This window comes from Terrabacter sp. MAHUQ-38, assembly GCF_014518425.1.
GTDB lineage: Bacteria > Actinomycetota > Actinomycetes > Actinomycetales > Dermatophilaceae > Terrabacter.
This window is the reverse complement of the sequence record NZ_JACVCU010000001.1, coordinates 444,746-470,193: the sequence shown is the minus strand read 5'-3', so window position 1 is coordinate 470,193 and position 25,448 is coordinate 444,746. Positions and strand designations below refer to the sequence as shown.

At 71.7% G+C, this 25,448-nt stretch carries 23 protein-coding genes; 14 read left to right on the top strand and 9 right to left on the bottom strand.

Annotated elements, in window-relative coordinates; genetic code table 11:
- Positions 1-82 precede the first annotated feature (82 nt).
- The 4 genes from H9I49_RS02205 (at position 83) to H9I49_RS02190 (ending at position 4,324) form a co-directional block, all read left to right on the top strand.
- Complete coding sequence (locus tag H9I49_RS02205; RefSeq protein ID WP_188029569.1) at positions 83-1,012, top strand: NAD(P)-dependent oxidoreductase; 930 nt, start codon at positions 83-85, stop codon at positions 1,010-1,012.
- Positions 1,009-1,938, top strand: coding sequence for an RNA polymerase sigma-70 factor (locus H9I49_RS02200; RefSeq protein WP_255523581.1), 930 nt, complete (start codon positions 1,009-1,011; stop codon positions 1,936-1,938). The genes H9I49_RS02205 and H9I49_RS02200 overlap by 4 nt, the downstream gene beginning before the upstream one ends.
- Before the next feature lie 81 nt (positions 1,939-2,019).
- A complete protein-coding gene (locus H9I49_RS02195) occupies positions 2,020-3,600 on the top strand; it encodes an HD domain-containing phosphohydrolase (protein WP_188028679.1) in 1,581 nt (526 codons plus the stop codon).
- Positions 3,601-3,640: 40 nt separating this feature from the next.
- Positions 3,641-4,324, top strand: coding sequence for a DUF998 domain-containing protein (locus H9I49_RS02190; protein ID WP_188028678.1), 684 nt, complete (start codon positions 3,641-3,643; stop codon positions 4,322-4,324).
- A gap of 35 nt (positions 4,325-4,359) precedes the next feature.
- On the opposite strand, the gene mgrA is transcribed toward H9I49_RS02190, so the two are convergent.
- On the bottom strand, positions 4,360-5,403 hold the full coding sequence (gene mgrA, locus H9I49_RS02185) for an L-glyceraldehyde 3-phosphate reductase (RefSeq protein WP_188028677.1): 1,044 nt from the start codon (positions 5,401-5,403) through the stop codon (positions 4,360-4,362).
- 164 nt (positions 5,404-5,567) lie between these two features.
- Here mgrA and H9I49_RS02180 point away from each other — a divergent pair, with 164 nt between their 5' ends.
- From H9I49_RS02180 to H9I49_RS02165, 4 genes are read left to right on the top strand one after another with little or no spacing between them, the layout of a single operon-like run.
- The gene (locus tag H9I49_RS02180; RefSeq protein WP_188028676.1) at positions 5,568-6,038 is read left to right on the top strand and encodes a (2Fe-2S)-binding protein; all 471 of its coding nucleotides are present in this window, start codon (positions 5,568-5,570) and stop codon (positions 6,036-6,038) included.
- On the top strand, positions 6,035-8,530 hold the full coding sequence (locus tag H9I49_RS02175; protein WP_188028675.1) for a xanthine dehydrogenase family protein molybdopterin-binding subunit: 2,496 nt from the start codon (positions 6,035-6,037) through the stop codon (positions 8,528-8,530). Before H9I49_RS02180 ends, H9I49_RS02175 begins: the two co-directional genes overlap by 4 nt.
- Positions 8,527-9,384 (top strand): xanthine dehydrogenase family protein subunit M, encoded by an 858-nt coding sequence (locus tag H9I49_RS02170; RefSeq protein ID WP_188028674.1) that lies wholly within the window; start codon positions 8,527-8,529, stop codon positions 9,382-9,384. The genes H9I49_RS02175 and H9I49_RS02170 overlap by 4 nt, the downstream gene beginning before the upstream one ends.
- Before the next feature lie 16 nt (positions 9,385-9,400).
- Positions 9,401-10,219, top strand: coding sequence for an SRPBCC family protein (locus H9I49_RS02165; protein WP_255523580.1), 819 nt, complete (start codon positions 9,401-9,403; stop codon positions 10,217-10,219).
- Between the two features lie 23 nt (positions 10,220-10,242).
- Here the strand turns inward: H9I49_RS02165 and H9I49_RS02160 are convergent, their stop codons facing one another.
- Both H9I49_RS02160 and H9I49_RS02155 read right to left on the bottom strand, forming a co-directional pair.
- Positions 10,243-10,782, bottom strand: coding sequence for a class F sortase (locus H9I49_RS02160; RefSeq protein ID WP_188028672.1), 540 nt, complete (start codon positions 10,780-10,782; stop codon positions 10,243-10,245).
- Positions 10,783-10,928: 146 nt separating this feature from the next.
- Complete coding sequence (locus tag H9I49_RS02155; RefSeq protein WP_188028671.1) at positions 10,929-11,633, bottom strand: hypothetical protein; 705 nt, start codon at positions 11,631-11,633, stop codon at positions 10,929-10,931.
- A gap of 244 nt (positions 11,634-11,877) precedes the next feature.
- Between H9I49_RS02155 and H9I49_RS02150 the strand changes: the two genes are divergently transcribed.
- Positions 11,878-12,531 (top strand): NAD(P)H-binding protein, encoded by a 654-nt coding sequence (locus H9I49_RS02150; protein ID WP_188028670.1) that lies wholly within the window; start codon positions 11,878-11,880, stop codon positions 12,529-12,531.
- A gap of 27 nt (positions 12,532-12,558) precedes the next feature.
- Here the strand turns inward: H9I49_RS02150 and H9I49_RS02145 are convergent, their stop codons facing one another.
- The 3 genes from H9I49_RS02145 to H9I49_RS02135 form a co-directional block, all read right to left on the bottom strand.
- The gene (locus H9I49_RS02145) at positions 12,559-13,506 is read right to left on the bottom strand and encodes an ornithine cyclodeaminase family protein (RefSeq protein WP_188028669.1); all 948 of its coding nucleotides are present in this window, start codon (positions 13,504-13,506) and stop codon (positions 12,559-12,561) included.
- 114 nt (positions 13,507-13,620) lie between these two features.
- Complete coding sequence (locus tag H9I49_RS02140) at positions 13,621-14,319, bottom strand: class F sortase (RefSeq protein ID WP_188028668.1); 699 nt, start codon at positions 14,317-14,319, stop codon at positions 13,621-13,623.
- A gap of 101 nt (positions 14,320-14,420) precedes the next feature.
- Positions 14,421-15,089 (bottom strand): hypothetical protein, encoded by a 669-nt coding sequence (locus H9I49_RS02135; protein WP_188028667.1) that lies wholly within the window; start codon positions 15,087-15,089, stop codon positions 14,421-14,423.
- 413 nt (positions 15,090-15,502) lie between these two features.
- Between H9I49_RS02135 and H9I49_RS02130 the strand changes: the two genes are divergently transcribed.
- The gene (locus H9I49_RS02130) at positions 15,503-16,876 is read left to right on the top strand and encodes an L-serine ammonia-lyase (protein WP_188028666.1); all 1,374 of its coding nucleotides are present in this window, start codon (positions 15,503-15,505) and stop codon (positions 16,874-16,876) included.
- Between the two features lie 6 nt (positions 16,877-16,882).
- Here H9I49_RS02130 and H9I49_RS02125 read toward each other — a convergent pair whose 3' ends face one another.
- Entirely contained in the window at positions 16,883-18,223 is a 1,341-nt protein-coding gene (locus H9I49_RS02125) for a glycoside hydrolase family 1 protein (protein WP_188028665.1), read from the bottom strand.
- A 69-nt stretch (positions 18,224-18,292) separates the two neighbouring features.
- Between H9I49_RS02125 and glp the strand changes: the two genes are divergently transcribed.
- Both glp and H9I49_RS02115 read left to right on the top strand, forming a co-directional pair.
- The gene (gene glp, locus H9I49_RS02120) at positions 18,293-19,486 is read left to right on the top strand and encodes a gephyrin-like molybdotransferase Glp (protein WP_188028664.1); all 1,194 of its coding nucleotides are present in this window, start codon (positions 18,293-18,295) and stop codon (positions 19,484-19,486) included.
- Between the two features lie 15 nt (positions 19,487-19,501).
- On the top strand, positions 19,502-21,139 hold the full coding sequence (locus H9I49_RS02115; RefSeq protein ID WP_188028663.1) for an ABC-F family ATP-binding cassette domain-containing protein: 1,638 nt from the start codon (positions 19,502-19,504) through the stop codon (positions 21,137-21,139).
- A 103-nt stretch (positions 21,140-21,242) separates the two neighbouring features.
- On the opposite strand, the gene H9I49_RS02110 is transcribed toward H9I49_RS02115, so the two are convergent.
- Both H9I49_RS02110 and fdhD read right to left on the bottom strand, forming a co-directional pair.
- Positions 21,243-21,581, bottom strand: a complete 339-nt coding sequence (locus H9I49_RS02110; protein ID WP_188028662.1) for a hypothetical protein — start codon at positions 21,579-21,581, stop codon at positions 21,243-21,245.
- Between the two features lie 25 nt (positions 21,582-21,606).
- Positions 21,607-22,455, bottom strand: coding sequence for a formate dehydrogenase accessory sulfurtransferase FdhD (fdhD, locus tag H9I49_RS02105; protein ID WP_188028661.1), 849 nt, complete (start codon positions 22,453-22,455; stop codon positions 21,607-21,609).
- Between the two features lie 37 nt (positions 22,456-22,492).
- Here fdhD and H9I49_RS02100 point away from each other — a divergent pair, with 37 nt between their 5' ends.
- Together H9I49_RS02100 and H9I49_RS02095 are read left to right on the top strand one after the other, a co-directional pair.
- Positions 22,493-23,116, top strand: a complete 624-nt coding sequence (locus H9I49_RS02100; protein WP_188028660.1) for an NTP transferase domain-containing protein — start codon at positions 22,493-22,495, stop codon at positions 23,114-23,116.
- A gap of 245 nt (positions 23,117-23,361) precedes the next feature.
- The gene (locus H9I49_RS02095) at positions 23,362-25,419 is read left to right on the top strand and encodes a M4 family metallopeptidase (protein WP_188028659.1); all 2,058 of its coding nucleotides are present in this window, start codon (positions 23,362-23,364) and stop codon (positions 25,417-25,419) included.
- The last annotated feature ends 29 nt before the right edge of the window (positions 25,420-25,448 follow it).

Here is a 25,448-nt window from a genome sequence, read left to right as displayed (position 1 = left end):
GCGGCGTTCGGCCATGTCACAGCCGGTTGCGCTGTCTCGTCCTGGTGACGAGAGCCTTTGACCGGATAAGGAGCGTGACGTGATGCGAGTGTTCGTGGCAGGCGGGACCGGAGTCATCGGGCAGCGACTGGTGCCGCAGCTGGTGGCGCGCGGCCACCAGGTGACAGCGACGACGACGAGCGCGGCGAAGCTGGGGCTGCTGGAGCAGCTGGGCGCCGAGGCCGTGGTGATGGACGGGCTGGATGCCGCCTCGGTGGGCGAGGCGGTGGCCGAGGCCCGGCCGGACACGATCGTGAACCAGATGACCGGCCTGTCGCACGCGCACGCCGGCAAGCCCAACCTGAGGCGGTCCGACCGCTTCTTCGCCACCACCAACCGGCTCCGCAGCGAGGGGATCGACCACCTGCTGGCGGCGGCCGAGGCCACGGGTGTCGACCACGTCGTGACGCAGAGCCACGCCAGCATGAACGGGCGGCGCCAGGGCGGCTGGGTCAAGACCGAGGAGGACCCGCTGGAGGTGATCGAGGGCACGAAGGCGATCAACCACCTCGAGGACGTGGTCGTCAGCGCCGGCGGCGCGGTCCTGCGCTACGGCGGGTTCTACGGCGCAGGCGCCTGGGACGACCAGCTCGAGCTCGTGCGGAAGCGGCTGCTCCCGCTCGTCGGAGGCGGCACCGGTCACGTCTCGTGGGTGCACGTCGACGACGCGGCGAGCGCTACCGTCCTGGCGGTGGAGCAGATGGCGAGGGGCGTGTTCAACATCGTCGACGACGACCCGGCCCCGTCCAGTGAGTGGCTGCCGTACCTCGCGCAGTGCGTCGGGGCCAAGCCGCCGCGGCGGGTTCCCGCCTGGCTGGTCCGGCTCCTGGCCGGCGAGATGACGGTGGGGATGTTGACCGAGGGGCGTGGCTTCTCCAACGCCAAGGCCAAGCGCGAGCTCGGCTGGGAGCTGCGTCACCCGTCGTGGCGCCAGGGCTTCAAGGCCGAGCTGTCAGGGCCTGTGTTCGCATGACCATGACCCGGAGCGAGGAGTTCGAGGAGCTCCGGCCCCTCCTGTTCGCCATCGCCTACCGGATCCTGGGCAGCGTGGCCGATGCCGAGGACGCCGTGCAGGAGAGCTGGCTGCGCTACGAGTCCTCCCCGACGCGGCCCAGGTCGACCAAGGCCTTCCTCTCGGCCGTCGTCACGCGGATCTCGATCGACGTGCTGCGCTCAGCCCGCGTCCGCCGCGAGGAGTACGTCGGTCAGTGGTTCCCCGAGCCGTTGCTCACCGATCCCTACGAGGACCCCGCTCGGTCGGCGGAGCTCGCCGACTCGGTGTCGATGGCGGCCCTGCTGCTGCTCGAGCGGCTCACCCCCCTCGAGCGCGCGGTCTTCGTGCTGCGGGAGGTGTTCGGCTTCGGGTTTCCCGAGGTCGCCGAGGCCGTCGGGCGTTCGGAGGCGGCGTGCCGCCAGCTCGCGGCCCGGGCGCGAGGCCACATGGACGTCGCCCGCCCTCGGTTCGAGGCGGACCGCCGGGAGCGCGAGGAGCTATCGGCACGGTTCTTCGACGCCCTCCGGGACGGTGACGTCGACGGGCTGCGGGAGCTGCTCGCGGCCGACGTCCGGATGGTCGGGGACGGCGGAGGCAAGGCGCCCGCACTGGCTCAAGGCGTCATCGGTGCCGACAACGTCGCCCGCGTGCTCGCCCTGAACTTCCCGCTGTTCACCCGGATCGACGCGAGCGTGGAGCCGCACGAGGTGAACGGCCAGCCGGGGGCGATCCTTCGCGATCGGGACGGCAAGGTGGTCGGCACGTTGACGCTCGACGTGCTCGACGGTCGGATCCAGACCATCCGCTCGGTGGTCAACCCCGACAAGCTCGGCCACCTGGGTCCCGTGGCGGACGGCTGGGCCGTCGCCCGCGAGCTGAGGCAGGCGCGGCGGCCGCAGGACTGAGACGGACCCCTCGGGAACCGGACCCGGCCGGCGTGGCGCAGGCACCGTTCTCGCGGGTGCCTGCCGCAGTATGCTCCGCTCGTGGTCCTCCAGGACGACGTCCGCACCGCAGAGATCGTCTCGTCGCTGTCGCTGGCCACTGACCTGGCGATGGGGCTACCGCTCGAGCACGGCCTCGAGAGCGCGATCATCGCGACCAGGCTCGCGCGCCTCCTCGGCGTGGACGACGACACCGCGTCCCAGGCGTACTACGGCAGCCTCCTCTACTACATCGGCTGCACCGCCGACGCGGAGCTCGCAGCACAGCTGTTCCCGTGGGGCGCCATGCTCGAGAACTTCAACCCGGCCATCTACGGCAGCTTCGGCGAGGTCGTCCGGGGCATCGTGCGCTCGATCCCCGACCCGAGGGCGGACCCGCTCACGCGGGCGCTCCAGGTCGCCCGCACGCTGCCACGAGCGATGCGCGGGCATCCGCAGCACATGACCGCGATGTGTGAGGTCGCCGTGATGCTCGCCGCGCGCCTCGGCCTTCCGCCGTCGACCCACGGCCTGTTCGGGCAGCTCACGGAGCGTTGGGACGGCAAGGGTGGCCTCCTCGGCCTGAAGGGTGATGCGATCCCGCTGGCGCTACGCATCGTCGCGGTCGCCCGGGACGCGTCGATCCAGAGGTGGGCAGGCGGCCAGGCGTATGCCGTGGACACCCTCCGCGCGCGGGCGGGCGCGGGGCACGATCCCGATGTCGCCGAGCAGTTCTGCGCTCACGCCGACGAGCTCGTGCCCGACGCGCAGGAGTCTGTCTGGGACCTCGTTCTCTGCTGCGAGCCCGGCCTCCCGCTGACGCTCAGCGGCCCGGCGATCGACGAGGCACTGGGGGCCATGGGCGACTTCGCGGACCTGGCGGCCCCATGCATGACCGGACACTCCGCCGGGGTGGCGCGGCTGACCCGAGAGGCGGCACCCCGCATGGGCCTCGACCCCGTGGCGCAACGGGACGTGGCTCGCGCGGCTCGGGTGCACGACCTCGGCCGGGTCGCGGTGTCACCTGCCGTCTGGGAGAAGCCGGGGCCGCTGACCACCGACGAGCGGGAGCACGTGCGCCTGCACGCCTACCACACGGAGCGGCTGCTGGCTCCCTCCCCGTTCCTCTCCCGGCTCGCAGACACCGCATCGGCGCACCACGAGCGCTGTGACGGGACCGGTTACCACCGCGGGGTCGGTGCCGCGGCCCTGTCCCCGGCGGCCCGGCTGCTCGCCGTCGCCGACGCGTACCACACGATGACCGAGCCGCGGCCACACCGACCCGCGCTGTCACCACCCGAGGCCGCCGAGGCCCTGCGACGGCAGAGCCGAGACGGACGGCTCGATGCCGAGGCCGTCCGAGCCGTCCTCGGCGCCGCCGGGCACGCGACACCTCGACGCGTTCACCCCGAGGGCCTGACGGACCGGGAGGTGCAGGTGCTCGGTCTGCTCGCGCACGGGCTGCAGATCAAGCAGGTCGGCCGGAGGCTCGGCATCTCGACGAAGACCGCGAGCCGCCACGTGCAGAACATCTACCCCAAGATCGGGGTCTCGACCCGTGCCGCCGCCGCCGTCTTCGCGATGCAGCACGGCCTGGCGGGATGGGGCGAACGCCCGATGGCTGAGGAATGGCGGGACTCCTAGCGTTGAAGCGCAGCCCCACCGGGGCGATGAGGAGGCGGTCATGTACACCATCCAGGACAGCCCGGTCGGCACCTCGAAGCGGTCGGACCTCAGGCTCTGGGGAACGGTCGCCGGCGTCGGCGGTCCGGTCGTCTTCACCCTCGGGTTCCTGGCCCAGGAGCAGCTCAGGCGGGGCGAGTACGACCCGATGAGCGAGGTCGTCAGCGCCCTCGAGGCGGGTCCGCACGGCTGGGTGCAGCAGGCCAACTTCGTCGTTCTCGGCCTGCTGACGATGGTGTTCGCCGTAGGCCTGCACCGGGGGTTGGCCTCCAGCGGCGCGGGGTTCGTCGGGCCCCTCGTGCTCTTCATCAGCGGCGCGGCGAGCGTGCTGGCTGCAGCCTTTCCCCTGCGGGAGGGCGCTGCCGGCACCACCTACGACCCGGGCGGGCACCAGGTCGCCGGCGCGTTGTTCTTCGCGTCGAGCTCCATCGCGCTGATCGCCCTGTCACGTCGCTGCGCGGCGGACCCGCACTGGCGCGGCCTTGCTCGCTGGATCCTGGTCGCGGGCGTTCTGGCGGCCGTGTCCTTCCCGCTCATGGGTGCCTTGGTGATCCCGGACGACGCTCCGCTGCACGACTGGGCCGGACTCGCCCAGCGCCTGGTCGTGCTCGTGCTGCTCTTCCCAGCACGTGTCGCCCTCGCCGTGCGACTGCTGAACGTCGCCAGGGGCCACCTGACCGCCTGAAGCGACGGCAGGCGGCAGGTGGCAGTCGGGTGAGCTCAGCGCGAGCTCGACCGCTTCCAGAGGTTGATCCCGCCCTCGACCGCGTGCTTGTCGATCTTCTCGAGCTCCTCGGCGCTGAAGTCGAGGTTCCTCAGGGAGCCGAGGCTGTCCTCGAGCTGGGTCACCGACGACGCGCCGATGAGCACCGACGTGACGCGCTGGTCGCGCAGCACCCAGGCGAGCGCCATCTGCGCGAGCGACTGGCCCCGGGCCTTCGCCATCCGGTTGAGGGCCCGGATGTGCTTGAGGTTCTGCTCGCTGAGCAGCTTCGGTGAGAGCGACTTGCCCTGTGCCGCGCGCGAACCCGCGGGCACGCCCTTGAGGTACTTGTCGGTGAGCATCCCCTGGGCGAGCGGCGAGAACGCGATGCAGCCGACGCCCTCCTCGCCGAGCACGTCGAGGAGGTCCTCCTCGACCCAGCGGTTGAGCATCGAGTAGCTCGGCTGGTGGATGAGCAGCGGCGTGCCCAGGCCGCGGAGGATCTGCACCGCCTCCTTCGTGCGCGGGCCCGAGTAGGAGGAGATGCCGGCATACAGCGCCTTGCCCTGCCGGACCGCGGTGTCGAGCGCGCCCATCGTCTCCTCGAGCGGTGTCGTCTCGTCGAAGCGGTGGCTGTAGAAGATGTCGACGTAGTCGACGCCCATCCGCTGCAGCGACTGGTCGAGCGAGCTGAGCAGGTACTTGCGGCTGCCGCCGCCCTGGCCGTACGGGCCGGGCCACATGTCGTAGCCGGCCTTCGTCGACAGGATCAGCTCGTCGCGGTAGCGCTTGAAGTCCTGCGCGTAGATCGTGCCGAAGTTGCGCTCGGCCGAGCCGTAGGGCGGGCCGTAGTTGTTGGCGAGGTCGAAGTGCGTGACACCGAGGTCGAACGCGCGCCGCAGCGTCGCGCGCTGCCGGTCGAGGGGGACGTCGTCGCCGAAGTTGTGCCACAGGCCGAGCGAGACGGCCGGGAGGTCGAGCCCCGACCGGCCCGTCCGGCGGTAGGTCATCGAGTCGTAGCGGCTGCGAAGCGCCTGGTAGTCGTCGGCGTGAAGAGTCATGGCGACAGTCTTGCCCGGCGCGACGCCGCGACGAAAGTAGAGGTCATCCCGTGGATGTCGTGCAGATGCGCGCGGTTGCTCCCGTTGCCCTTGTGAAGTGGTTGGCGGCGAGCAAGACTCACTCTCGGGAAGTCAACTGCAGCGCGGCAGGAGGACAGACAGCAATGACCCGTATCCAGGTGACCGTCGACGGGGTGAGCTACTCCGACGACGTCGAGCCCAGGACCCTCTTGGTCCAGTACCTACGCGAGAGCCTCGGCAAGACCGGCACCGTCGTCGGCTGCGACACGAGCAACTGCGGTGCCTGCACCGTGCACCTCGACGGCGTGAGCGTGAAGTCGTGCAACGTCCTGGCGGTCCAGGCCGACGGCCACGAGGTGACGACGATCGAGGGGCTCGCCACGGACGGCGAGCTCCATCCGGTTCAGCAGGCCTTCCACGAGTGCCATGCCCTCCAGTGCGGCTACTGCACGCCCGGCATGATCATGCAGGCCGTCGACCTGCTCAACGACAACCCCGACCCCAGCGAGCAGGAGATCCGTGAGGGCCTCGAGGGCAACCTCTGCCGCTGTACCGGCTACCACAACATCGTCAAGGCCGTTCAGCAGGCCGCGAAGGCGGGGGTGACCTCATGACGATCACCGAGGAGCGCCAGACCGACGCTCCGGAGGGCGAGGTCGGCAGGTCACGCAGGCGCAAGGAGGACCAGCGCCTCATCACCGGTCGCACGCGCTGGACCGACAACATCCAGCTGCCCGGCATGCTGCACCTCGCCATGGTCCGCAGCCCGTTCGCCCACGCGAACATCACCGCCATCGACACCGACGAGGCCAAGGCTGCCCCGGGCGTCATCGGCGTCTTCACCGGCGCGGACCTCAAGGACACGCAGGGCGTCAACGCCAACGCCTGGCCGCTCAACGCCGAGCAGAAGGCACCCGAGCACCTGCCCGTGGCCGTCGAACACGTCGCGTGCGCCGGTGAGATCGTCGCCGTCGTCGTGGCCCGCACGGCCGCGCAGGCCCGCGACGCAGCGGAGCTCGTCGACGTCGACTACGAGGAGCTGCCGGCCGTCCTCGACCTCAGGGAGGCTGTCAAGGACGAGGTGCTGACGCACCCGTCGCTCGGCACCAACACCTCCGCCTTCTGGAAGCTCGACTCGGCCGAGCAGGGCTCGGGCGGCGACATCGAGGCGGCCATCGCCAAGGCCCGCCAGGACGGCATCGTCATCGAACGCGAGTACCGCCAGCAGCGACTCGTCCCCGCGTTCATGGAACCGCGCTCGACCGTCGTCGACCCGACCGGCGAGCAGCTCGTCGTGTGGTCGGCCACCCAGATCCCGCACATCCTGCGCTTCCTCATCGCCGCGACCATGGGCATCCCAGAGTCCAAGCTGCGGGTCATCGCCCCTGACGTGGGCGGCGGCTTCGGCGGCAAGCTCCAGACGACACCCGAGGAGTTCGCGACGATCGCCGTCGCGCGCCGGCTCGGCAAGCCGTGCAAGTACACCGAGACCCGGTCCGAGTCGATCCTGTCGGCCCACCACGGCCGCGACCAGATCCAGAAGCTGACCCTGGCGGCCGAGAGGGACGGCCGCGTCACCGGCCTCAAGGTCGAGCTGCTCGCCGACCTCGGCGCCTACGTCGCCATCGTCGGCGGCGGCGTGCCGGTGCTCGGCGCGTGGATGTTCAACTCGATCTACAAGTTCGACGCCTACCAGTTCAACTGCCGCACCGTGCTGACCAACAAGACGTGGGTCGACGCGTACCGCGGGGCGGGCCGCCCCGAGGCGACGTACGGCATCGAGCGGCTCATGGACGAGCTCGCCGACGAGGTCGGGATCGACCCGCTCGAGCTCCGCGCGAAGAACTGGATCACGCACGATGAGTTCCCCTTCACGACGGTCGCCGGCATGACGTACGACTCCGGCAACTACGAGGCCGCGACGGCCCGCGCCAAGGAGCTCTTCGGCTACGACGAGCTGCGTGAGGAGCAGCGTCGACGCCGCGAGAGCAACGACCCCGTGCAGCTCGGCATCGGCATCTCGACGTTCACCGAGATGTGCGGCCTCGCCCCGTCCCGCGTCCTCGGCTCGCTCAACTACGGCGCCGGTGGCTGGGAGCACGCCAGCATCCGGATGCTCGCGACCGGCAAGGTCGAGGTCGTCACCGGAGCCTCGGCACACGGGCAGGGCCACGAGACGGCCTGGAGCCAGATCGTGGCCGACCGGCTCGGCATCCCCTTCGAGGACATCGAGGTGCTCCACGGCGACACCCAGATCGCGCCGAGGGGGATGGACACCTACGGCTCGCGCTCGCTCGTCGTCGGGGCCGAGGCTGTCATCCGCGCGGCCGACAAGGTCATCGAGAAGGCGAAGCCGATCGCCGCCCACATGCTCGAGGCGAGCGTCGACGACATCGAGTTCTCGGCGGGGCGCTTCGGCGTCAAGGGCACCGACCGTGGCGTCTCGATGCCCGAGGTGGCCCTCGAGTCGTGGACGTGCCACAACCTCCCGGACGGCGTCGAACCCACGATCGACGCCGACGCGACCTTCGACCCCGACACGTTCTCCTTCCCGCACGGCACGCACCTGTGCGCGATGGAGGTCGACACCGAGACCGGGGCGACGAAGATGCGGTCCTACGTCGCCGTCGACGACATCGGCGTCATCGTCAACCCGCTCATCGTCGAGGGGCAGGAACACGGTGGCCTCGTCCAGGGGATCGCCCAGGCGCTCTGGGAGGGCGCGGAGTACGACGACCAGGGCACGCTCGTGACGGGCTCCTTCGTCGACTACACGCTGCCGACGTCGGCGGACACGATCAGCTTCGTCACCGACCACACGACGTCGCCGTCGACGACGAACACCTTGGGCACCAAGGGAGTCGGTGAGGCGGGCACGATCGCCTCGACCCCCGCGGTGGTCAACGCGATCGTCGACGCGGTGCGCCATCTCGGCGTCAACGACATCGTCATGCCGTGCACGCCGGAGCGGGTGTGGAAGGCGATCCAGGCCGGGGCGCCCGTCTCCGCCGAGGGCGAGCGCGAGGCCGCGCCGCACTTCGACGAGGGCGCGCCCAACCAGGCGGACCCTGATCCGTCCGCCTCGGTCGAAGGGAGCCTGTCGTGATCCCCGCCCAGTTCGACTACGTCGCACCCGAGACGGTCCAGGACGCCATCGCCGCGCTCGCCGAGCACGGTGACGACGCCAAGGTGCTCGCCGGCGGTCAGTCGCTGCTGCCCATCCTCCGGATGCGGCTCAACGCGCCAGGGGTCATCGTCGACCTCGGGCGCATCCCCGAGCTGCAGGGCATCTCGGAGGAGGGTGACCATCTCGTCATCGGCGCCATGACGACGTATGCCGCTCTGCTCGCCTCCGAGGCCGTGTCGACGCATGCGGGGGTGCTGTCCAAGGCGATCCACACGGTCGCGGACCCGCAGATCCGGCACCGGGGGACGATCGGTGGCGCACTGGTGCACGCCGACCCGGCCGGCGACGTCGGGGCCCCGGCGCTGGCGCTCGGGGCCGAGCTCGTCATCGCCGGCGCGGGCGGGGCGACCCGCACCGTCGCGGCGGACGACTTCTTCGAGGACCTCTTCACGACGGCCGTGCGCGACGGTGAGCTGCTGACTCAGGTCCGCGTGCCGAAGCACACCGGGTGGGGAGCGCACTACGAGAAGTTCGTGCGGGTCAGCCACCAGTGGTCGATCGTCGGCGTGGCGGCGACCGTCCGCAGCGAGGCCGGCTCCATCGCCGAGGCGCGTGTCGGCCTCACCAACATGGGCTCGACCCCGTTGCGCGCCAAGGCTGTCGAGGAAGCGCTCGTCGGCCGGCCCGCCACCGATGAGGCCGTCCGGGCCGCCGTCGCCTCGGTCGCCGACGGCACGAACCCGCCCTCGGACCTCAACGGAGACTCCGACTACCGCAAGCACCTGGCGACCGTGCTGACGCGGCGCGCGGTCCTCGCAGCGGCAGGAGCGTGATCGTCGGATGGAGCTGATGCACTCCTTCACCGTCCCGACCTCCGTCGACGACGCATGGGCCCTGTTCATGGACCTCGAGCAGGTCGGCGGGTGCTTCCCGGGGGCGACCGTGACGGAGGTGACCGACGACGGCTTCTCCGGCACCGTCAAGGTCAAGCTCGGCCCGATCGCCCTGGTCTACTCGGGGTCGGGCTCGTTCGTCGAGCGCGACGACGAAGCGCACCGCGCCGTCATCGAGGCCAAGGGCAAGGACAAGCGCGGCAACGGCACGGCCGGCGCCACCGTGACGATCCAGCTCGCGCCCGACGGTGGCGGTACGCGCGCGGAGGTCGTGACCGACCTCGCCGTCACGGGCAAGCCGGCGCAGTTCGGTCGCGGTGTCATGCAGGACGTCTCGGACAAGCTGCTCCAGGCGTTCGTGGCGTGCATCGAGGGCCAGCTCGGTGGCGCGGCAGTCGCGCCGGAGGCGAGCTCGGAGCCGGCCCCGAAGCCGGCCCCGAAGCCGGCCTCCGACGTCTCGCCGGAGACGGGTTTCGTCGAGACCGCCTCCGACGCGCTGGCCGCCGACACGCGCTCGATGTCAGCTGCGGCACCTCCGGCACCTCCGACACCTCCGGCACCGCCCGCAGCGAAGGCGGCACCTGCCGCGGCCGGCGCACGGACGGGACGGGACGGCATACCTCGTCGGGTCACGTCCGACATCGAGGAGGACGCGGCGCTCGACCTCGGGTCGGCCGTCATGCCCGTGCTCATCAAGCGGTACGCCGGGTACGCCGCGGCCGCGGCCGTCGGCATCGTCGTCGGCTGGCTCATCGGACGCGGCTCGAGCGGATAGCGGACCGCTGCCGTCGGGTGGGTTCAGCCGGGGAGGAAGGAGGCGACGACGATTGTGATGTCGTCGTAGTCCTCGCGGTCGCCGTTCCAGCGGCCGCCGCAGGTCGCGAGGAAGAGGCGCGCGGGTCCGTTGGCGTCGTAGAGCCGTTCGGAGGAGACGATCCGGGGGTAGTCACGGCGCGCGTCGACGGCAGGCCACACCCGGTCGACCCGGTACGAGCAGACCGAACCGCCGGTCTGGATCGTCTGGATGACCTGACCGGGCCGCACCCGCTCTGGGAAGTCCTCGCCGAAGACGGCCGACCCGTCGCGGTAGGTGTGGCCGTTGAGCAGCACCGTGCCCTTCCCGGCGCCTGGCCGCGGGCCGTCGGCGTACCATCCGACCCGGCTGGTGTCCGACGGGTTCCCGAGTCGCCGGCGGCCGTCGGCGTCCGCCGGGGTGCCGAGGTCGAGGCCGATGCGTTCGACCGCTGCGTCCACGCCGAGGGCGGGGTAGACGAGACGCTGCGGCGCGCCCGGACGGCACGGGGGCCCGTGCGACGCGGCGATCGCCGCGCGCTGCACCGGTGCGGGGTGCGTAGCCGGGCTGGCGCTGGCCAGGGGCCGCTCGACCAGCACCCACACCGCGACGCAGGCGAGCGCGGCGGCGATCAGCGGCAGGACCGCGGCCTGGCCGGGCGCGCGGGTGCGCGCCCGGTGGCGTCCGGCGATCAGTCGACCTCGGCGGTGCTCCGACGGCGCCGACGCGTCTCCGCCGCGACGAGACCTCCGGCCATGGCGAGCAGGACGATCCCGGCGAACACGTCCGCCGAGCTGCTGTCCTCGGAGAGGTGCCCCAGGCCGCCGGTGTCGGGAGCGGCGTCGCCGAGGGCCGGGACGGCCGCGAACGCGACGGTCGGGACCGACGTACTCTCCTGCACCGCATCGACGGTCGGGGTCACCGGGCTGGGTGTCGCCGCACCTGGGGTGGAGACGGTGGACGTCGCGGTGGCCGTGGGCGTGCCGGTGGTCCCGGTCGGCGACGCGGTCGTGAGCGGGTCGGACGGCGCCTCGACCTCGTTGGCCGGGTCGACTGCCACGACGGCCGGGCACGCCTCCGTCGGTGCCTGAGCGTCGAGCGAGACCACGACAGAACGGAACTGGCCGTCCGAGAAGGCGTCGCCGAGCTGGGGCTCCACGCCGCGGTCGTTCGTGAGCGACGCCTCGTCGACCTGGATCGGGTTCTTGCCGCCCTTGAGGACCTCGGCCTCGCCGGGCTTGTGGACGTACTTGCAGACCCACACCCTGTGCGGGTCTCCCGGCGTGGCCGAGGCGGACTGGGCAGCGAGGGCACAGGCCCCGGAGACGGCGAAGGCGCCGGCGACCAGGAGGGTGACTGCGCGTGACGGCGCGACGACATGGGTGGATCGGGTCATCAGAGAGTGCGCTCCCGTGGAGGGCGGCGTGGCCGGTCAGGTCACGAGCCGCGAGTGGTGGAGGGTGTTGTGACGCAGAAGAACTCGTGACCGTGAGGGACGGCCGGGCGAACGAGGCGAGGCGCGCGGCGCCTCAGCCGTGGGAGAACATACACGACGCCGACCCGCTTGCGGTGCGGGGGGATTGTGGCTTTTGCGACACGTCTCGGAGGCGTCGACGACACGGCTCTGCGAAGGTGGAGACATGTCTCGTGTCATCATCATCGGCGGCCACGGCAAGGTCGCCCTGCTCGCCGCCCCGCTGCTCGTCGCCGACTGCCACGACGTCACGTCGGTCGTGCGCAACCCGGAACACGTCGGCGACGTCGAGGCCAGCGGCGCGACGGCGGCGGTGCTCGACGTCGAGAACGCGTCGACCGAGCAGATCGCCGACCTCGTGCGCGGCAGTGACGTCGTCGTGTGGTCGGCCGGTGCCGGCGGCGGCAACCCGCAGCGGACGTACGCCGTCGACCGCGACGCCGCGATCCGCTCCATGGACGCCGCCGTGCAGGCGGGGGTCGGGCGCTATGTGATGGTGTCGTACTTCGGTGCGGGACCCGACCACGGGGTCCTCGAGGACAACCCGTTCCACGCATACGCCGAGGCCAAGAGCGCGGCCGATGCGTACCTGCAGGGCACCGACCTCGCCTGGACGATCCTGCGACCGAGCGGGCTGACGTTCGACCCGGCGACCGGCCACATCGACGCGGGCGCGGGCGTCGTGGCAGCCCGCGTGTCCCGCGACAACGTCGCGCACGTGATCCGATCGGTGGTGGCGCACCCCGACACCACCGCTGGTCGCGTCCTCGCCTTCAACGACGGGTACCGCGCCATCGACGAGGTCGTCGCGTCCCTGTGAGGCGCTGACCGTCCGACGGGTCGGGTCTCAGGCGCGGCCGACGTGCTCGGCGATGACGAGGTCCTGCCACGCCATCCCGACGCTCTTGAAGACGTTGGGCCGGTCCGTCGCGCGTGCGACCCGACCGGTGACGACGTCGCTGAGCGTGCACACCTCCGCCCAGTCGAGCGCCCCCTGAGCGGTGGCGAGGATGACGTCGCCGGCCTCGCGGTGCGCCGTGGCGACGTCCTCGACGACGACGAGCGAACGGCCGACCAGCCCGGAGCCGAGCTCGCGGCGGTGGGCCTCGTGTGAGCCCACGGCGACGACGCAGGCCCCGTCGGCCACCCAGTCGTCACCGAGCACGGGTGTCGCGGCAGAGGTCGCCGTGATCACGACCTGGGCGTCGCCGACGGCCTGTTGGACCTCGGGTTCGTCGACGGTCAGGGCGCGCGTCGAGAGCCGTCCGTTCGTGGGCAGTCCCGAGATCCGCTGGGCCGTCGACCGGGTCGGGTCGGCGCGACGTCCCACGACGGTGACCGACGACGGATGCCGGATGGCGAGGAGCGCCTCGACGTGCCCGAGCGCCTGGGGCCCGCTGCCGAAGACGACGACCGAGCCGACCTCGGCAGGTGCGAGGGCGTCCATCGCGACGGCCGAGACCGCCGGGGTGCGCAGCGACGTGATGGCGGCGCCGTCGATGATCACCGAGGGAGTCAGCGTCTCGGCGTCCATGAGGACGTAGACCGCCTGGATGCGCTCGAGCCCACGGGCGGCGTTGCCGGGCGCAACGGAGACCACCTTGACGCCCGCGGACGTACGCGTCGCCGAGGGCATGACGAGCAGCTGCCCGTCGCCGACGCCGGCTGCGAGACGCGGTGGGTCTCCCGACGGGTCGAAGCCGTCGGCCAGCTCCTGGCGGATGAGCCGTCGAGCTCGGTCGGGCGACAGCGAGCGGCGCAGCATGGCGGCATCGACCCAGCGCGGCTGCTTCATGTCCGGGCCTCGGCCAGGAGCGGGACAGGGAGATCTGCGCTGACATGGGGCACGCCTCGACTCTAGGTGCCCCGTCCCGGGCCGTCTCTTCGGCCGAGCCGCGCAGGGCGTGCCTCAGGCCCGGCCGACGGGGACGGCGACGAGGACGCTGATGTCGTCGTAGTCCTGGGCGAGCGCGTTCCAGCTGCCGCCGCAGGTGGCGAGCAGCAGGCGCTCCGGGCCGGAGAAGTCGTAGAGCCGCTCGGACTCCACGAGCCGCGGGTAGCCACGCGCGGCGTCGACCTCGCGCCAAACCCGGGCGACCCGGTACGAGCACACGGAGCCGTTGTCCTGGCGCACCTGGATGAGCTGGCGCACGGCGATGCGACGGGCGAAGTCCTCCTGGAAGATCGCCGAGCCGTCGCGGTACGTGTGACCGGTGGTGAGCACGGTCCCGGTCCCTGCCCCGGGGCGCGGGCCGGCGGCGTACCACCCGGCGCGGGTGCGGTCGGTGGGGTTGCCGAGCGGCAACCGCCCGCTCGCATCGCGACCTCCGGTCCGGTCCAGCCCGATCCGTTCGAACGGCGCATCGACGCCCAGCGCCGGGATGACGAGGCGCTTCGGCTCACCCACCCGGCACGTGCCCCGTTGCTGCTGACCGGGGACGGTGTCCTCGTCGGCCGCAGACGAGGTGGTGCTGGGCCCGGCGCCGACGGGCGTCGGACCAGGACGGGCCGTGACACTGGCCGCGCCGGCCACGGTGGCTGGAGGGGTGGCATGCGGCGCCGGTCGTGGCACGACGTACCAGAGGCCGGTGGCGATGAGCACTGCCACCAGTCCTCCGACGAGCCGCCTGCGACCCACCGGTCAACACCCTTCTGGACGCCCGGTCACCGACGCGTCACCGACGCGCGGCGACCGGGCACCATCGTTGGTCAACGACCGGCGTCCTGGCGACGACGGCGTACCGCTTCGCCGGCCGCCAGGGCGATGCCCGCGGCCAGCAGGCCAGAGCCGATCAGCGGGTTGGCCGGGGCGGTCTCTCCGGCACCGCCGGTGTCAGGGGCGCCGACACCGGGCACCGGGCCCACCGGGGCCGGCGTTCCGCCGCCGCCACCACCAGCGCCGCCGCCGCCACCGCCGCCACCGCCGCCACCGCCGCCGCCACCGCCGCCGCCGCCGCCACCGCCGCCGCCGCCGCCGCCACCGCCGCCACCGGGCGTCGTGGTGGTGGGCACCGTCGTGGTGGTGGTGGGCACCGAGGTCGTGGTGGTGGGCACCGTGGTCGTGGTGGTGGGCGGCGTGGAGACGGCGCAGGCGCCGACGCCGGGGCTGTCTCCGGCGATCTGCACGACGACCGACTTGTCGTGTTCGTCGGAGAACGTGTCACCGATCGACGGGGCGTCCTCGCGGCCTGTCAGAGAAGCCCAGTCGACGAGGATCGGGTTCTTGCCGGCCTTGAGTACCTCGTTGTGATGCGGTGTCTGCACGTACTTGCACACCCATACCTGGTGTGGGTCCCCCGGGGTCGCTGTGGCGGTCCAGCCCGTGGCAAGTGCCGCAGCACCCGTCATGGCCAGTCCACTCGCGGCGATCAGTGTCACGGCGCTGCGTGGTAGTCGTATGGTCCTCTCGGTCATGATGATTTGCCCCTTGCTGTCGTGGGCGGCGCACTGATCCCCCGGCGCTCACCTCGATGAGGGTGTGATACCCCCCTCGCGTCCCCGTCACTCGCTTTGCGCACTGCCTTGACCCGCTGAATTTCATTGCTGCAGTTGATAATTCAGCACATCTCCGCCTTTATGCGTAGATTGTCGGCGCCGTGTCCACGGAGCTCTCGCAGTGGGCCTCCCGAGGCCAGCTCGTCCTGCCTGTCCCTGGTCGAGGCGGGGCCCGGCCGAGCGCGCCTACTGCGCTTGCCCGGGCATGTGCATCGAGGGCGGTGCCGGACGTACGCTCAACCGGTCGCCCCCACCCCGGGCGGCACCCGTCAACGACGACACGAAGTCAGGACACCATGGCGCTCAGCGTTTTCGACCTCTTCTCGGTCGGTATCGGGCCGTCGAGCTCGCACACCGTCGGACCCATGCGGGCAGCGGCGCTGTTCGCCGAGCGGCTGCGCGACGACGGCCAGCTCGCCCAGGCCGCCCGAGTGCGGTCCCAGCTCTTCGGCTCGCTCGGCGCCACGGGCCACGGCCACGGCAGCGACAAGGCCGTCCTGCTCGGCCTGACGGGCGAGCGGCCCGAGCTCTGCGACCCCCGTGCGGTCGAGGGCCGGCTCACGGAGATCCGGTCCACGCGGCGGCTGGCGCTGCTCGGGGAGCACGAGATCGACTTCGTCGAGGACGAGGACCTCGTCCTGCACCGCCGCAAGACGTTGCCCGTCCACCCGAACGGGATGACGTTCACGGCCCTCGACGCGTCCGGCGCGAAGCTCGCCGAGCGCACGTACTACTCCGTCGGCGGCGGCTTCGTCGTCGGCGGCGACGCCGACGGGCAGACGCGGATCGTCGAGGACTCGACGCCGGTCGCGCACCCGTTCCGCACCGGAGACGAGCTGCTCGCCCACTGCAAGGAGACGGGCAAGTCGATCGCGCGCATCATGCTCGAGAACGAGCTGTCGTGGCGCACCGAGCAGGAGGTCCGCGAGGGACTTCTCGACATCTGGCGCGTCATGAAGGAGTGCGTCCGCAACGGCATCGAGAACGAGGGCGTGCTGCCCGGTGGCCTGCGCGTGCGCCGTCGTGCGCCCGAGCTCGCCCGTCGCCTGCGGCTCGAGGGCAACAGCGACGATCCGCTGCGCGGCATGGACTGGATCACCCTCTACGCGCTCGCCGTCAACGAGGAGAACGCCTCCGGTGGACGCGTCGTCACCGCTCCGACCAACGGTGCCGCGGGCATCATCCCCGCCGTCCTGCACTATTACGCGAACTTCGTCAACGGTGCCGACCGCGACGGCATCGTCCGGTTCCTGCTCACCGCCGGCGCCATCGGCGTGATCTACAAGGAGACCGCCTCGATCTCGGGCGCCGAGGTCGGCTGCCAGGGTGAGGTCGGCTCGGCGTGCTCGATGGCTGCCGGGGCGATGGCCGCCGTCATGGGCGGCACGCCCGAGCAGGTCGAGAACGCCGCCGAGATCGGCATGGAGCACAACCTGGGACTCACCTGCGATCCCGTCGGCGGCCTCGTCCAGATCCCGTGCATCGAGCGCAACGCGATCGCCTCCGTCAAGGCCATCACGGCCGCCCGCACGGCCCTGCGCGGCGACGGCTCCCACGTCGTCTCGCTCGACAAGGTCGTCAAGACGATGCGGGAGACGGGCGCCGACATGAAGGTCAAGTACAAGGAGACGGCGCGCGGCGGGCTCGCCGTCAACGTCATCGAGTGCTGAGGCGGGTCACCGGTGGTGCGCCTCGACGCTGCTGATCGGGTAGGCCTGTCCCGCAACGTAGGCCGCGTGCATCGCCGGCGTGCCGCCGCCCTCGCGGATGATCTGCGCGAACATCCGCGCTGAGTCGCGGACCGTCCGCTCCTGGGTCTCGTAGTCGAGGGCGACGAGACCGAAGCGCGGGTCCTCTCCCTCGTTCCACTCCCAGTTGTCGACGAAGCACCAGTGGTAGTACCGCTCGACGGGGATCCCGTGCGCACGGACGCCGGCCAGCACCTCCAGGTGCTCCCAGACGTATCGGGACCGGAAGGCGTCGGCGGCGTCGCACGTGCCGTTCTCGGTGACCCAGACCGGAAGGCGGTAGGTCTCCCACGCCCACCGGGCCGTCTCGGCCAGCCCGGCGGCATACACCTCCCAGCCGAGGTCGTTGACCGGGACGCCGGCCGGCGTGCCGTCGTCGAACCGGGTCACCGTCGTGCGCGAGTAGTAGTTGAGCCCGAAGAAGTCGGCGTAGCGGGCGGGGCTGGAGCCGGCGCCCCGAGCCGGAATGCCCTCGGGTCGCCGCAGCGGTCGCGTGAACTCCCCGGTCGTCATGGCCCGCACGATCGCGCCCTGGAACAGGTGGCGCATGGCCGGGGTCAGGACCCGGTGCCACGGGTTGCGTGGGTCACCGGGACGGAACGGTCGCAGGTGGTGGGCGACGCCGACCATCGTGTCGGGGCCGGGCTGGAGCGAGTGGATGAGCCGGTAGGCGCGGAGGTGCGCGGCGGCGAGCACGGAGTAGACCCGGAGGCCCTCACGGAGGCTGCGGTGACCGGGCGGGAAGTCGCCGAAGACGTGGGCGCCGGTGACGTAGACGTTCGGCTCGTTGACGGTGACCCACTCGGTCACGAGGTCGCCGAGCCGGGTCACGACCGCGCTGACGAACCGCTCCCACGTCCACAGCGCGCTCGGTGCCAGCCAGCCGCCGTCACGCTCGAACCACAGGGGGTGGCTGAAGTGATGCAGTGTCACGAGCGGTCGGATTCCCTTGTCGCGCAGCAGTTCCAGCTCCTCGCGGTACCGCTCGAAAGCGACGTCGTCCCACTGCCCCGGTCGTGGCTCGAGCCGGGCCCACTCGACGCTCATGTGGTAGACCTGCACGCCGAGCGAGGCCATCAGCTCGGTGTCCTCGCGCCAGCGGCGCCAGTGGTCGGTCGCGCGGGCCGGGGTCGACGCGTCCTTGATCGTGCCCGGGCGGGCCGCCCAGTCGCTCCAGCTGCTCTCGACGTCGCCGCCCTCGACCTGCGTGGCGGACGTCGCCACCCCCAGCAGCATCCCGTCGAGCCGGAAGCCGTCAGCGCTCGCCATGGTCGACAACGTACCTCCGGATGCGGACGGGTGAGTGGGACCGCCTCCCGATGCGCCAGACTGGCGACCGTGGGTCACGTGTCCGTCGGTGAGCACCGAGCCGCCGTCGAGCGGCTGCTCGGCGATGCCCCGGTCGAGCGGGTCGCCCTCGACCGCCGGGCCGTCGGGCGGCGCCTGGCGGCCGACCTCGTCGCCCTCGACGACCTGCCGCGCTTCGACTCCTCCGCGATGGACGGGTATGCCGTGTGCCCTGGTTCGCCGGACCAGCGCGCCTTCCCGGTGGTCGGCGACGTGCCCGCCGGGTCGGCGCCGGACTTCGCCCTTGCCCCCGGTGATGCGGCGCGCGTCATGACCGGCGCGCGGGTGCCGGAGGGCACGCTCGCGGTCGTGCCGGTCGAGCGCACGGACGCGAGCCCGACGGGCCCTGCCCCCGACCGCGTGACCATCGACGGCGAGCCCGCGCCGGGCCAGCACGTGCGGCTGCGTGGGGAGGATGTCACCACCGGGGTTGTCGTCGCCGCCGTGGGGTCCCCGGTCACACCGGCCCTGGTCGCCCTCGGTCGCTCGGCCGGGTGCACGGCGGTCGAGGTGCACGCGCGCACCCGGGTCGCCGTCGTCGCGACCGGCGCCGAGCTCGTGCCGCCGGACGCCGACCCCGGGGCAGGCGGCATCCACGAGTCGAACTCCGACATGGTCGCGGCGCTCGCCGAAGCCGCCGGCTGCGTCGTGTCGCGGGTCGAGGTCTGCTCCGACGAGCCCGACGACCTGCGGGCCCTCCTCGAGGCCCTGGACGCGGATGCCGGCATCGACGTCGTCGTCACGACCGGTGGGGTCAGCGCCGGCGCCTACGAGGTGGTGCGGCAGGTGTGCTCACCGCTGCCGACCTTCGACTTCGTGCACCTGGCCATGCAGCCCGGCGGGCCGCAGGGGCTCGGATGCTACGGCTCGACGCCGGTCGTGTGCCTGCCTGGGACGCCGGTGGGCGCGTTCGTCGCCTTCCACGTGCTGCTCCGCCCGGCCCTCGACCGCCGCCACGGGGTGCCGCCCACGCGACCCGGCCACGCGGCATACACCGGCCGCACGCGGCGCACCCGCACCGGGCGGGTCCAGTTCGTCACGAGCGTGCTCCACGACGACGGCACGGTGACAGCGCCCGACGCGCGGCACCTGACCGCGCTCGCCGCCGCCAACTGCCTCATCGAGGTGCCCGAGGGCGTCGACCAGCTCATCGAGGGAGACCGCGTCGTCATCCACCCGGTGTGAACCTAGGCTGTCCGCGTGAGCGCGACCCTGGTGGCCAAGGACCTCGCCGGGGGCCACGCCCACCGGACCCTCTTCGAGCACCTCGACCTGACCGTCGCGCCGGGTGATGTCGTCGGCGTCGTCGGCGCGAACGGCGCCGGCAAGTCGACGCTGCTGCGCCTGCTGGCCGGTGCGGACACCCCGCTGGACGGCACGGTGACGACGGCCCCGTCGGACGCGTTCGTCGGGTGGCTGCCGCAGGAGCACGAGCGCGTGCCGGGCGAGAGCATCGCCGACCACATCGCCCGGCGCACCGGCGCGGCCGGCGCCACGGTCGCCATGGAGGCGGCCGCAGCAGCGCTCGGTGGCGACGACCCGCACGCCGACGAGGCGTACGCCGTCGCCCTCGACCACTGGCTCGCGAGCGGCGCGCCCGACCTCGACGACCGCATCCCGGCGATGCTGGCCGAGCTGGGCCTCGACGTGGGGCCCGACGCCCTCATGACCTCGCTCTCCGGCGGGCAGGCCGCCCGGGCGGCCCTCGCGGCGTTGCTGCTGAGCCGGTTCGACCTCGTGCTGCTCGACGAGCCGACGAACGACCTCGACCTCCCCGGGCTCGAGCGGCTGGAGGCGTTCGTCCACGGCCAACGAGGTGGGGTCGTGCTCGTGTCGCACGACCGCGAGTTCCTGGCCCGGTGCGTCACCCGGGTCGTCGAGCTCGACCTGGCGCAGAACGCGGTCTCGGTGCTCGACGGTGGCTACGAGTCGTACCTCGAGGAGCGGGAGGTGGCCCGGCGGCATGCGCGTGAGGCCTACGAGGCGTATGCCGGCACGAAGGCCGATCTCGAGGCGCGCGCCCGCACGCAGCGGGAGTGGTCCGCGAAGGGCGTACGCAACGCGATGCGCAAGAGTCCCGACAACGACAAGATCCGCCGCGCGGCCCAGCAGGACTCGGCCGAGAAGCAGGCCCGCAAGGTGCGCCAGATGGAGTCGCGCATCTCCCGCCTGGAGGAGGTGGCCGAACCGCGCAAGGAGTGGGTGCTGCAGTTCAGCATCGGCGCGGCCCCGCGGTCGAGCTCCGTCGTGGCGACGGTCAACGAGGCGGTCGTGCGTCGGGGCGGCTGGACCTTCGGCCCTGCCTCGCTGCAGGTCGAGGCGCGGCGACGCATCGGCATCACGGGACCCAACGGGGCCGGCAAGACGACGCTGCTGTCGCTGCTCCTCGGCCGGCTGGCGCCGGACGAGGGCCGGGCCTCGCTCGGCGCGAGCGTCGCGGTGGGCGAGATCGACCAGGCACGCACGGGCCTGCGGGAGGACCTGTCCCTCGGGGACGCGTTCGGCGAGGCAGTGCCCGACCTGGCGCCGGCGGACCGTCGCACCCTGCTGGCCAAGTTCGGCCTCAAGGCCGACCAGGTGACGAGCGCCGTCAGCCGGCTCTCGCCCGGCGAGCGGACCCGCGCGGCCATGGCCCTGCTTCAGGCGCGCGGCGTCAACCTGCTCGTCCTCGACGAGCCGACGAACCACCTCGACCTGCCCGCCATCGAGCAGCTCGAGGAGGCGCTCGAGTCGTACGACGGGGCGCTGCTGCTCGTGTCGCACGACCGCCGGTTGCTCGAGAACGTGCGCCTCGACGAGCGCTGGCACGTCGAGAACGGCACGGTCACCCAGCTCTGAGCAGATCCCTCTGGTCGAGTGCACACCCGCGGTCCGCAGCTCCACCCCCCGCAGGGGGAGCACCTGCCGCCAAGGGGTGCGCCTGCGGGTGTGGGGTGACCGGTCAGCCGGGGGAGTTGGTCGGGTCGGCGACCCACGGCCCGAGCTGCGGGTCCCAGCGCCGCACGACGCGTCGCAGGATGTAGCCGCCGAGCCAGTACGGGTCCTGGTCGAAGGTCTGCGTGACGTCCTCGACGGACTCGCCGGAGTAGACGATGAGCGCGGCGTTGCGGGGCTCCTGGTCGGTCGGCTCGCCCTCGCTCACCTCGTCGATGCCGTCCTGGTACATCCCCCCGACGAGCAGCCCCGGCAGACTGGTGAGCCACTCACGGTGCTCGGGGCGGATCGTCAACATCTCGGTGTTGTCGTCGGGGTAGGTGTAGTGGATCGCGAAGATCGCCACGGCGGGCCTCCAGTTGCTCGGGTGGTCAGGTGGTCGTGATCCGGTGCCCACCGGCGTACACGTTGAGGCGGCTGTCGCGCACGAAGCCGAGCAGCGTCATCCCGGCGTCGTCCGCGCACTCGACGGCGAGGGACGACGGTGCGGAAACCGCTGCGAGGCAAGGGATCCCGGCCATGATCGCCTTCTGAGTGAGCTCGAACGAGGCCCGCCCGGAGACGACGAGCACGCACCCGACGCCGGGGAGCCGACCGTTGAGCAGCGACCACCCCACGACCTTGTCGACGGCGTTGTGCCGGCCGATGTCCTCACGTGCGACGAGCAGCTCGCCGTCGGCGGTGAAGAGCCCCGCGGCGTGCAGGCCGCCGGTCTTGTCGAACGAACGCTGCTGGGTGCGCAGGGCGTCGGGCAGCTCGGCCACGACCTTGGCCGCGAACTCGGTCGGGTCGCTCCGCACGTCGTACGCCGACTGTGCCCTCAGCTGCTCGATGCTCGCCTTGCCGCACACACCGCACGACGAGCTGGTGAGGAACGATCGCGTGGCCGATGCGGCGGGAGGGGCCACTCCGGGCGAGAGCGTCACGTCGACGACGTTGTACGTGTTCTCGTCGAAGCCGGTCTCGCCCGAGACGACGGCGCCCTCGCAGTACCGCGCCAGCGCCACGTCGTCGGCAGTGCGGATGAGGCCCTCCGAGAGGAGGAAGCCGTGGACGAGCTCGATGTCGTGCCCGGGCGTGCGCATCGTGACGGTGAGCGGGGAGCCGCCGACCCGCAGCTCGAGCGGCTCCTCCACGGTCAGCGTGTCGGGTCGCGTCGTGGCCGACGAGGCCGCGACGTCGATCGTCGTGACCTTGCGCCGCACGGTGATCCGTCCCATGGGCTCAGCCTGCCAGAGTCCGTGCCAGACTCCGAGAGTGCGTCCCCGCCCGTATGCCGTCGACCCCGTCGTGGTCGTGCTGACCGGTGGCGGGTCCCGGCGGATGGGCTCGCACAAGCCCGCGCTGGACGTCGGTGGGCAGCCGCTCGTGGCCCGGGTGCTCTCCGCCGCCGGGGCGTGGCGGAGTCTCGTCGTGGGCGCGGGAGAGGGCGTCCCCGGGGGTGTGTGGGTCGTCACGGAACACGTGCCCGGTGGCGGACCCGTTGCCGGCCTCGCGGTTGCCGTGGCAACCCTGGACACGGACCTGCCCCCCGGCGAGGTGCCCGAGGTCGTCGTGGTCCTGGCCGCCGATCTGCCCTTCGTGACCCACGCGCACGTCGACCGCCTCGTGGCCGCCCTGGTCATGGGCGACGCCGTGGTCGCGCCGGACCTCGCCGTCACGGTGGACCGTGAGGGTCGCACCAACTGGCTCTGCGCGGCCTGGCGCACGACCGCCCTCCGGAGCCGGCTCGAGTCGCTGGGCGACGCGCACGGCCGCAGCATGCGCGACCTGTGTGACGGCATACGCACCGTGCACGTGGACGACCCGCTCGACGTCGCGCTCGACGTCGACACGCCCGCCGACCTCGAGCACGCCCGCCGCCGCGCCGGCGACGTCTGACGTCGTCCGGGCCGGTCACGCCGCCGCCGCCGGAGGATCGGACAAGCGGCCACCAGCGGCGAATCCGCCTGCCGCCAACCGTTACTCAGGGTTTGGAACGCATTTGGCAAAGACTTGGTATGCACCGTTGACCGGCCTCCGGTGGACTGCGAGCGTCGCGCTGGTTCCGGCCACATCTCAATGGGTGAGATGGCGGAACTCCCCTCCAGGCGGCCCACGCGCCGCATCCTGACAAGGAGTAACCAGTGAATCGACTGAAGTCTGGGCTGGCGACCGGAGGGCTGCTCGCCCTCGCGCTCGCCATCTCGCCGGCGATCCCGGCGGGCGCAGCGACCGGTGCGGGACGCGACACGGCGCCCGCTCCCGAGTCGCAGAGCCTCAAGGCGACTGAGCAGTCCCGTGCGGCCTCCGCCGCGAACGCCCTCGGCCTGGCCAGCGGCGAGAAGCTCACCGTGAAGTCCGTGATCACGGACCCGAACGGTGCGACCCACGTCCGCTACGAGCGCACCCTCGACGGTCTGCGCGTCATCGGCGGGGACTTCGTCAGCCACAAGAACGCGGCCGGCGACGTCAAGAGCGTCACGTGGAACATCCGCAAGAGCGTCAAGCCCTCGACGATGACCCCGTCCATCGGCAAGGCGACGGCCCAGAAGGCCGGCCTCGCCGCAGCGAAGGCGAACGACGAGAAGGCCTCCGCGGGCGAGCTCGTCGTCTTCCAGTCGGCCACGGGCCCGAAGCTCGCGTACGAGGTCATCACGGAGGGGATCAAGGCCGACCAGACCCCGACCCGCCTGCACACGATCGTCGACGCCACGACGGGCAAGACCCTGACGAGCTGGGACGACATCAAGCACGGCACGGGCAACGGCATCTTCGTCGGCTCGGTGACGATCGGCACGACGGCCGGCACCAGCTACACGATGAAGGACACGCACGGCAACTACGCCACCGACATGAACCAGGGCACGAGCGGCACGGGGACGACCTTCACCGACGCCGACGACGTCTGGGGCAACGGCGCGCAGAGCAACCGCCAGTCGGCGGCCGTCGACGCGCACTACGGCGCCGGCAAGACGTACGACTACTACAACACCCAGCTCGGCCGCGCCGGCATCTGGAACAACGGCACGGGCGCCCGCAGCCGCGTCCACTACGGACAGAACTACGTCAACGCCTTCTGGGACGGCACGCAGATGACGTACGGCGACGGCTCGGGCAACGCGAACCCGCTCGTCGAGCTGGACGTCGCCGGGCACGAGATGAGCCACGGCGTCACCGAGAACACCGCGGGACTCAACTACTCCGGCGACGCCGGCGGCCTCAACGAGGCGACGTCGGACATCTTCGGCACGGGTGTCGAGTGGTACACCAACAACCCGAACGACGTCCCCGACTACCTCATCGGCGAAGAGATCAACATCAACGGCGACGGCACGCCGCTGCGCTACATGGACAAGCCGAGCAAGGACGGCGGCTCCAAGGACTGCTGGAGCAGCTCCGTCGGTGGCCTCGACCCGCACTACTCGTCGGGTCCGCTGAACCACTGGTACTACCTGGCGTCCGAGGGCACCGGCACCAAGACGATCAACGGCGTCACCTACAACTCGACGTCGTGCAACGGCACCACCTTCACCGGCATCGGCCACCTCAAGGTCGAGAAGATCTGGTACCGGACCCTGTCGACCTACCTGACGTCGGGCAGCAACTACGCTGCGGCCCGCACCGGCGCCATCAAGGCCGCCAAGGACCTCTACGGCGCCGGTAGCGCCGAGTGCGTCGGTGTCGAGAAGGCCTTCTCCGGCATCGCCGTCCCGGCGGGCACCGAGACGTGCGGCGGCACCACGCCCCCGCCCACCGGTGGGTCGCTGACCAACGGTGGCTTCGAGTCCGGCCAGACCGGCTGGACCGGCACGTCCGGCCCGATCACGAACAGCACCGGCCGTCCGGCCCACAGCGGATCGTGGAAGCTCTGGCTCGGCGGCAACGGCACGACGGCCTCCGAGAACGAGTCGCAGACCTTCGCCGTCCCGTCCACGGCCACGTCGCCGACGCTGACCTACTGGATCCGGGTCGACACCGCCGAGACGACGACGACCACCCAGTACGACAAGGCGACCGTGCAGATCAACGGAGTCACGAAGCAGAGCTACTCCAACCTCTCGACCCCGAAGGCGTCCTACGTCCAGAAGTCGATCGACCTCACGGCCTACAAGGGCACCGACGTCACGCTGAAGTTCGCCGCGACCGAGGACTCCTCGCTCCAGACGAGCTTCGTCATCGACGACGTCGCGACGAACTTCTGACCGAGTCCGTCCCGTACGTCAACAGGTCG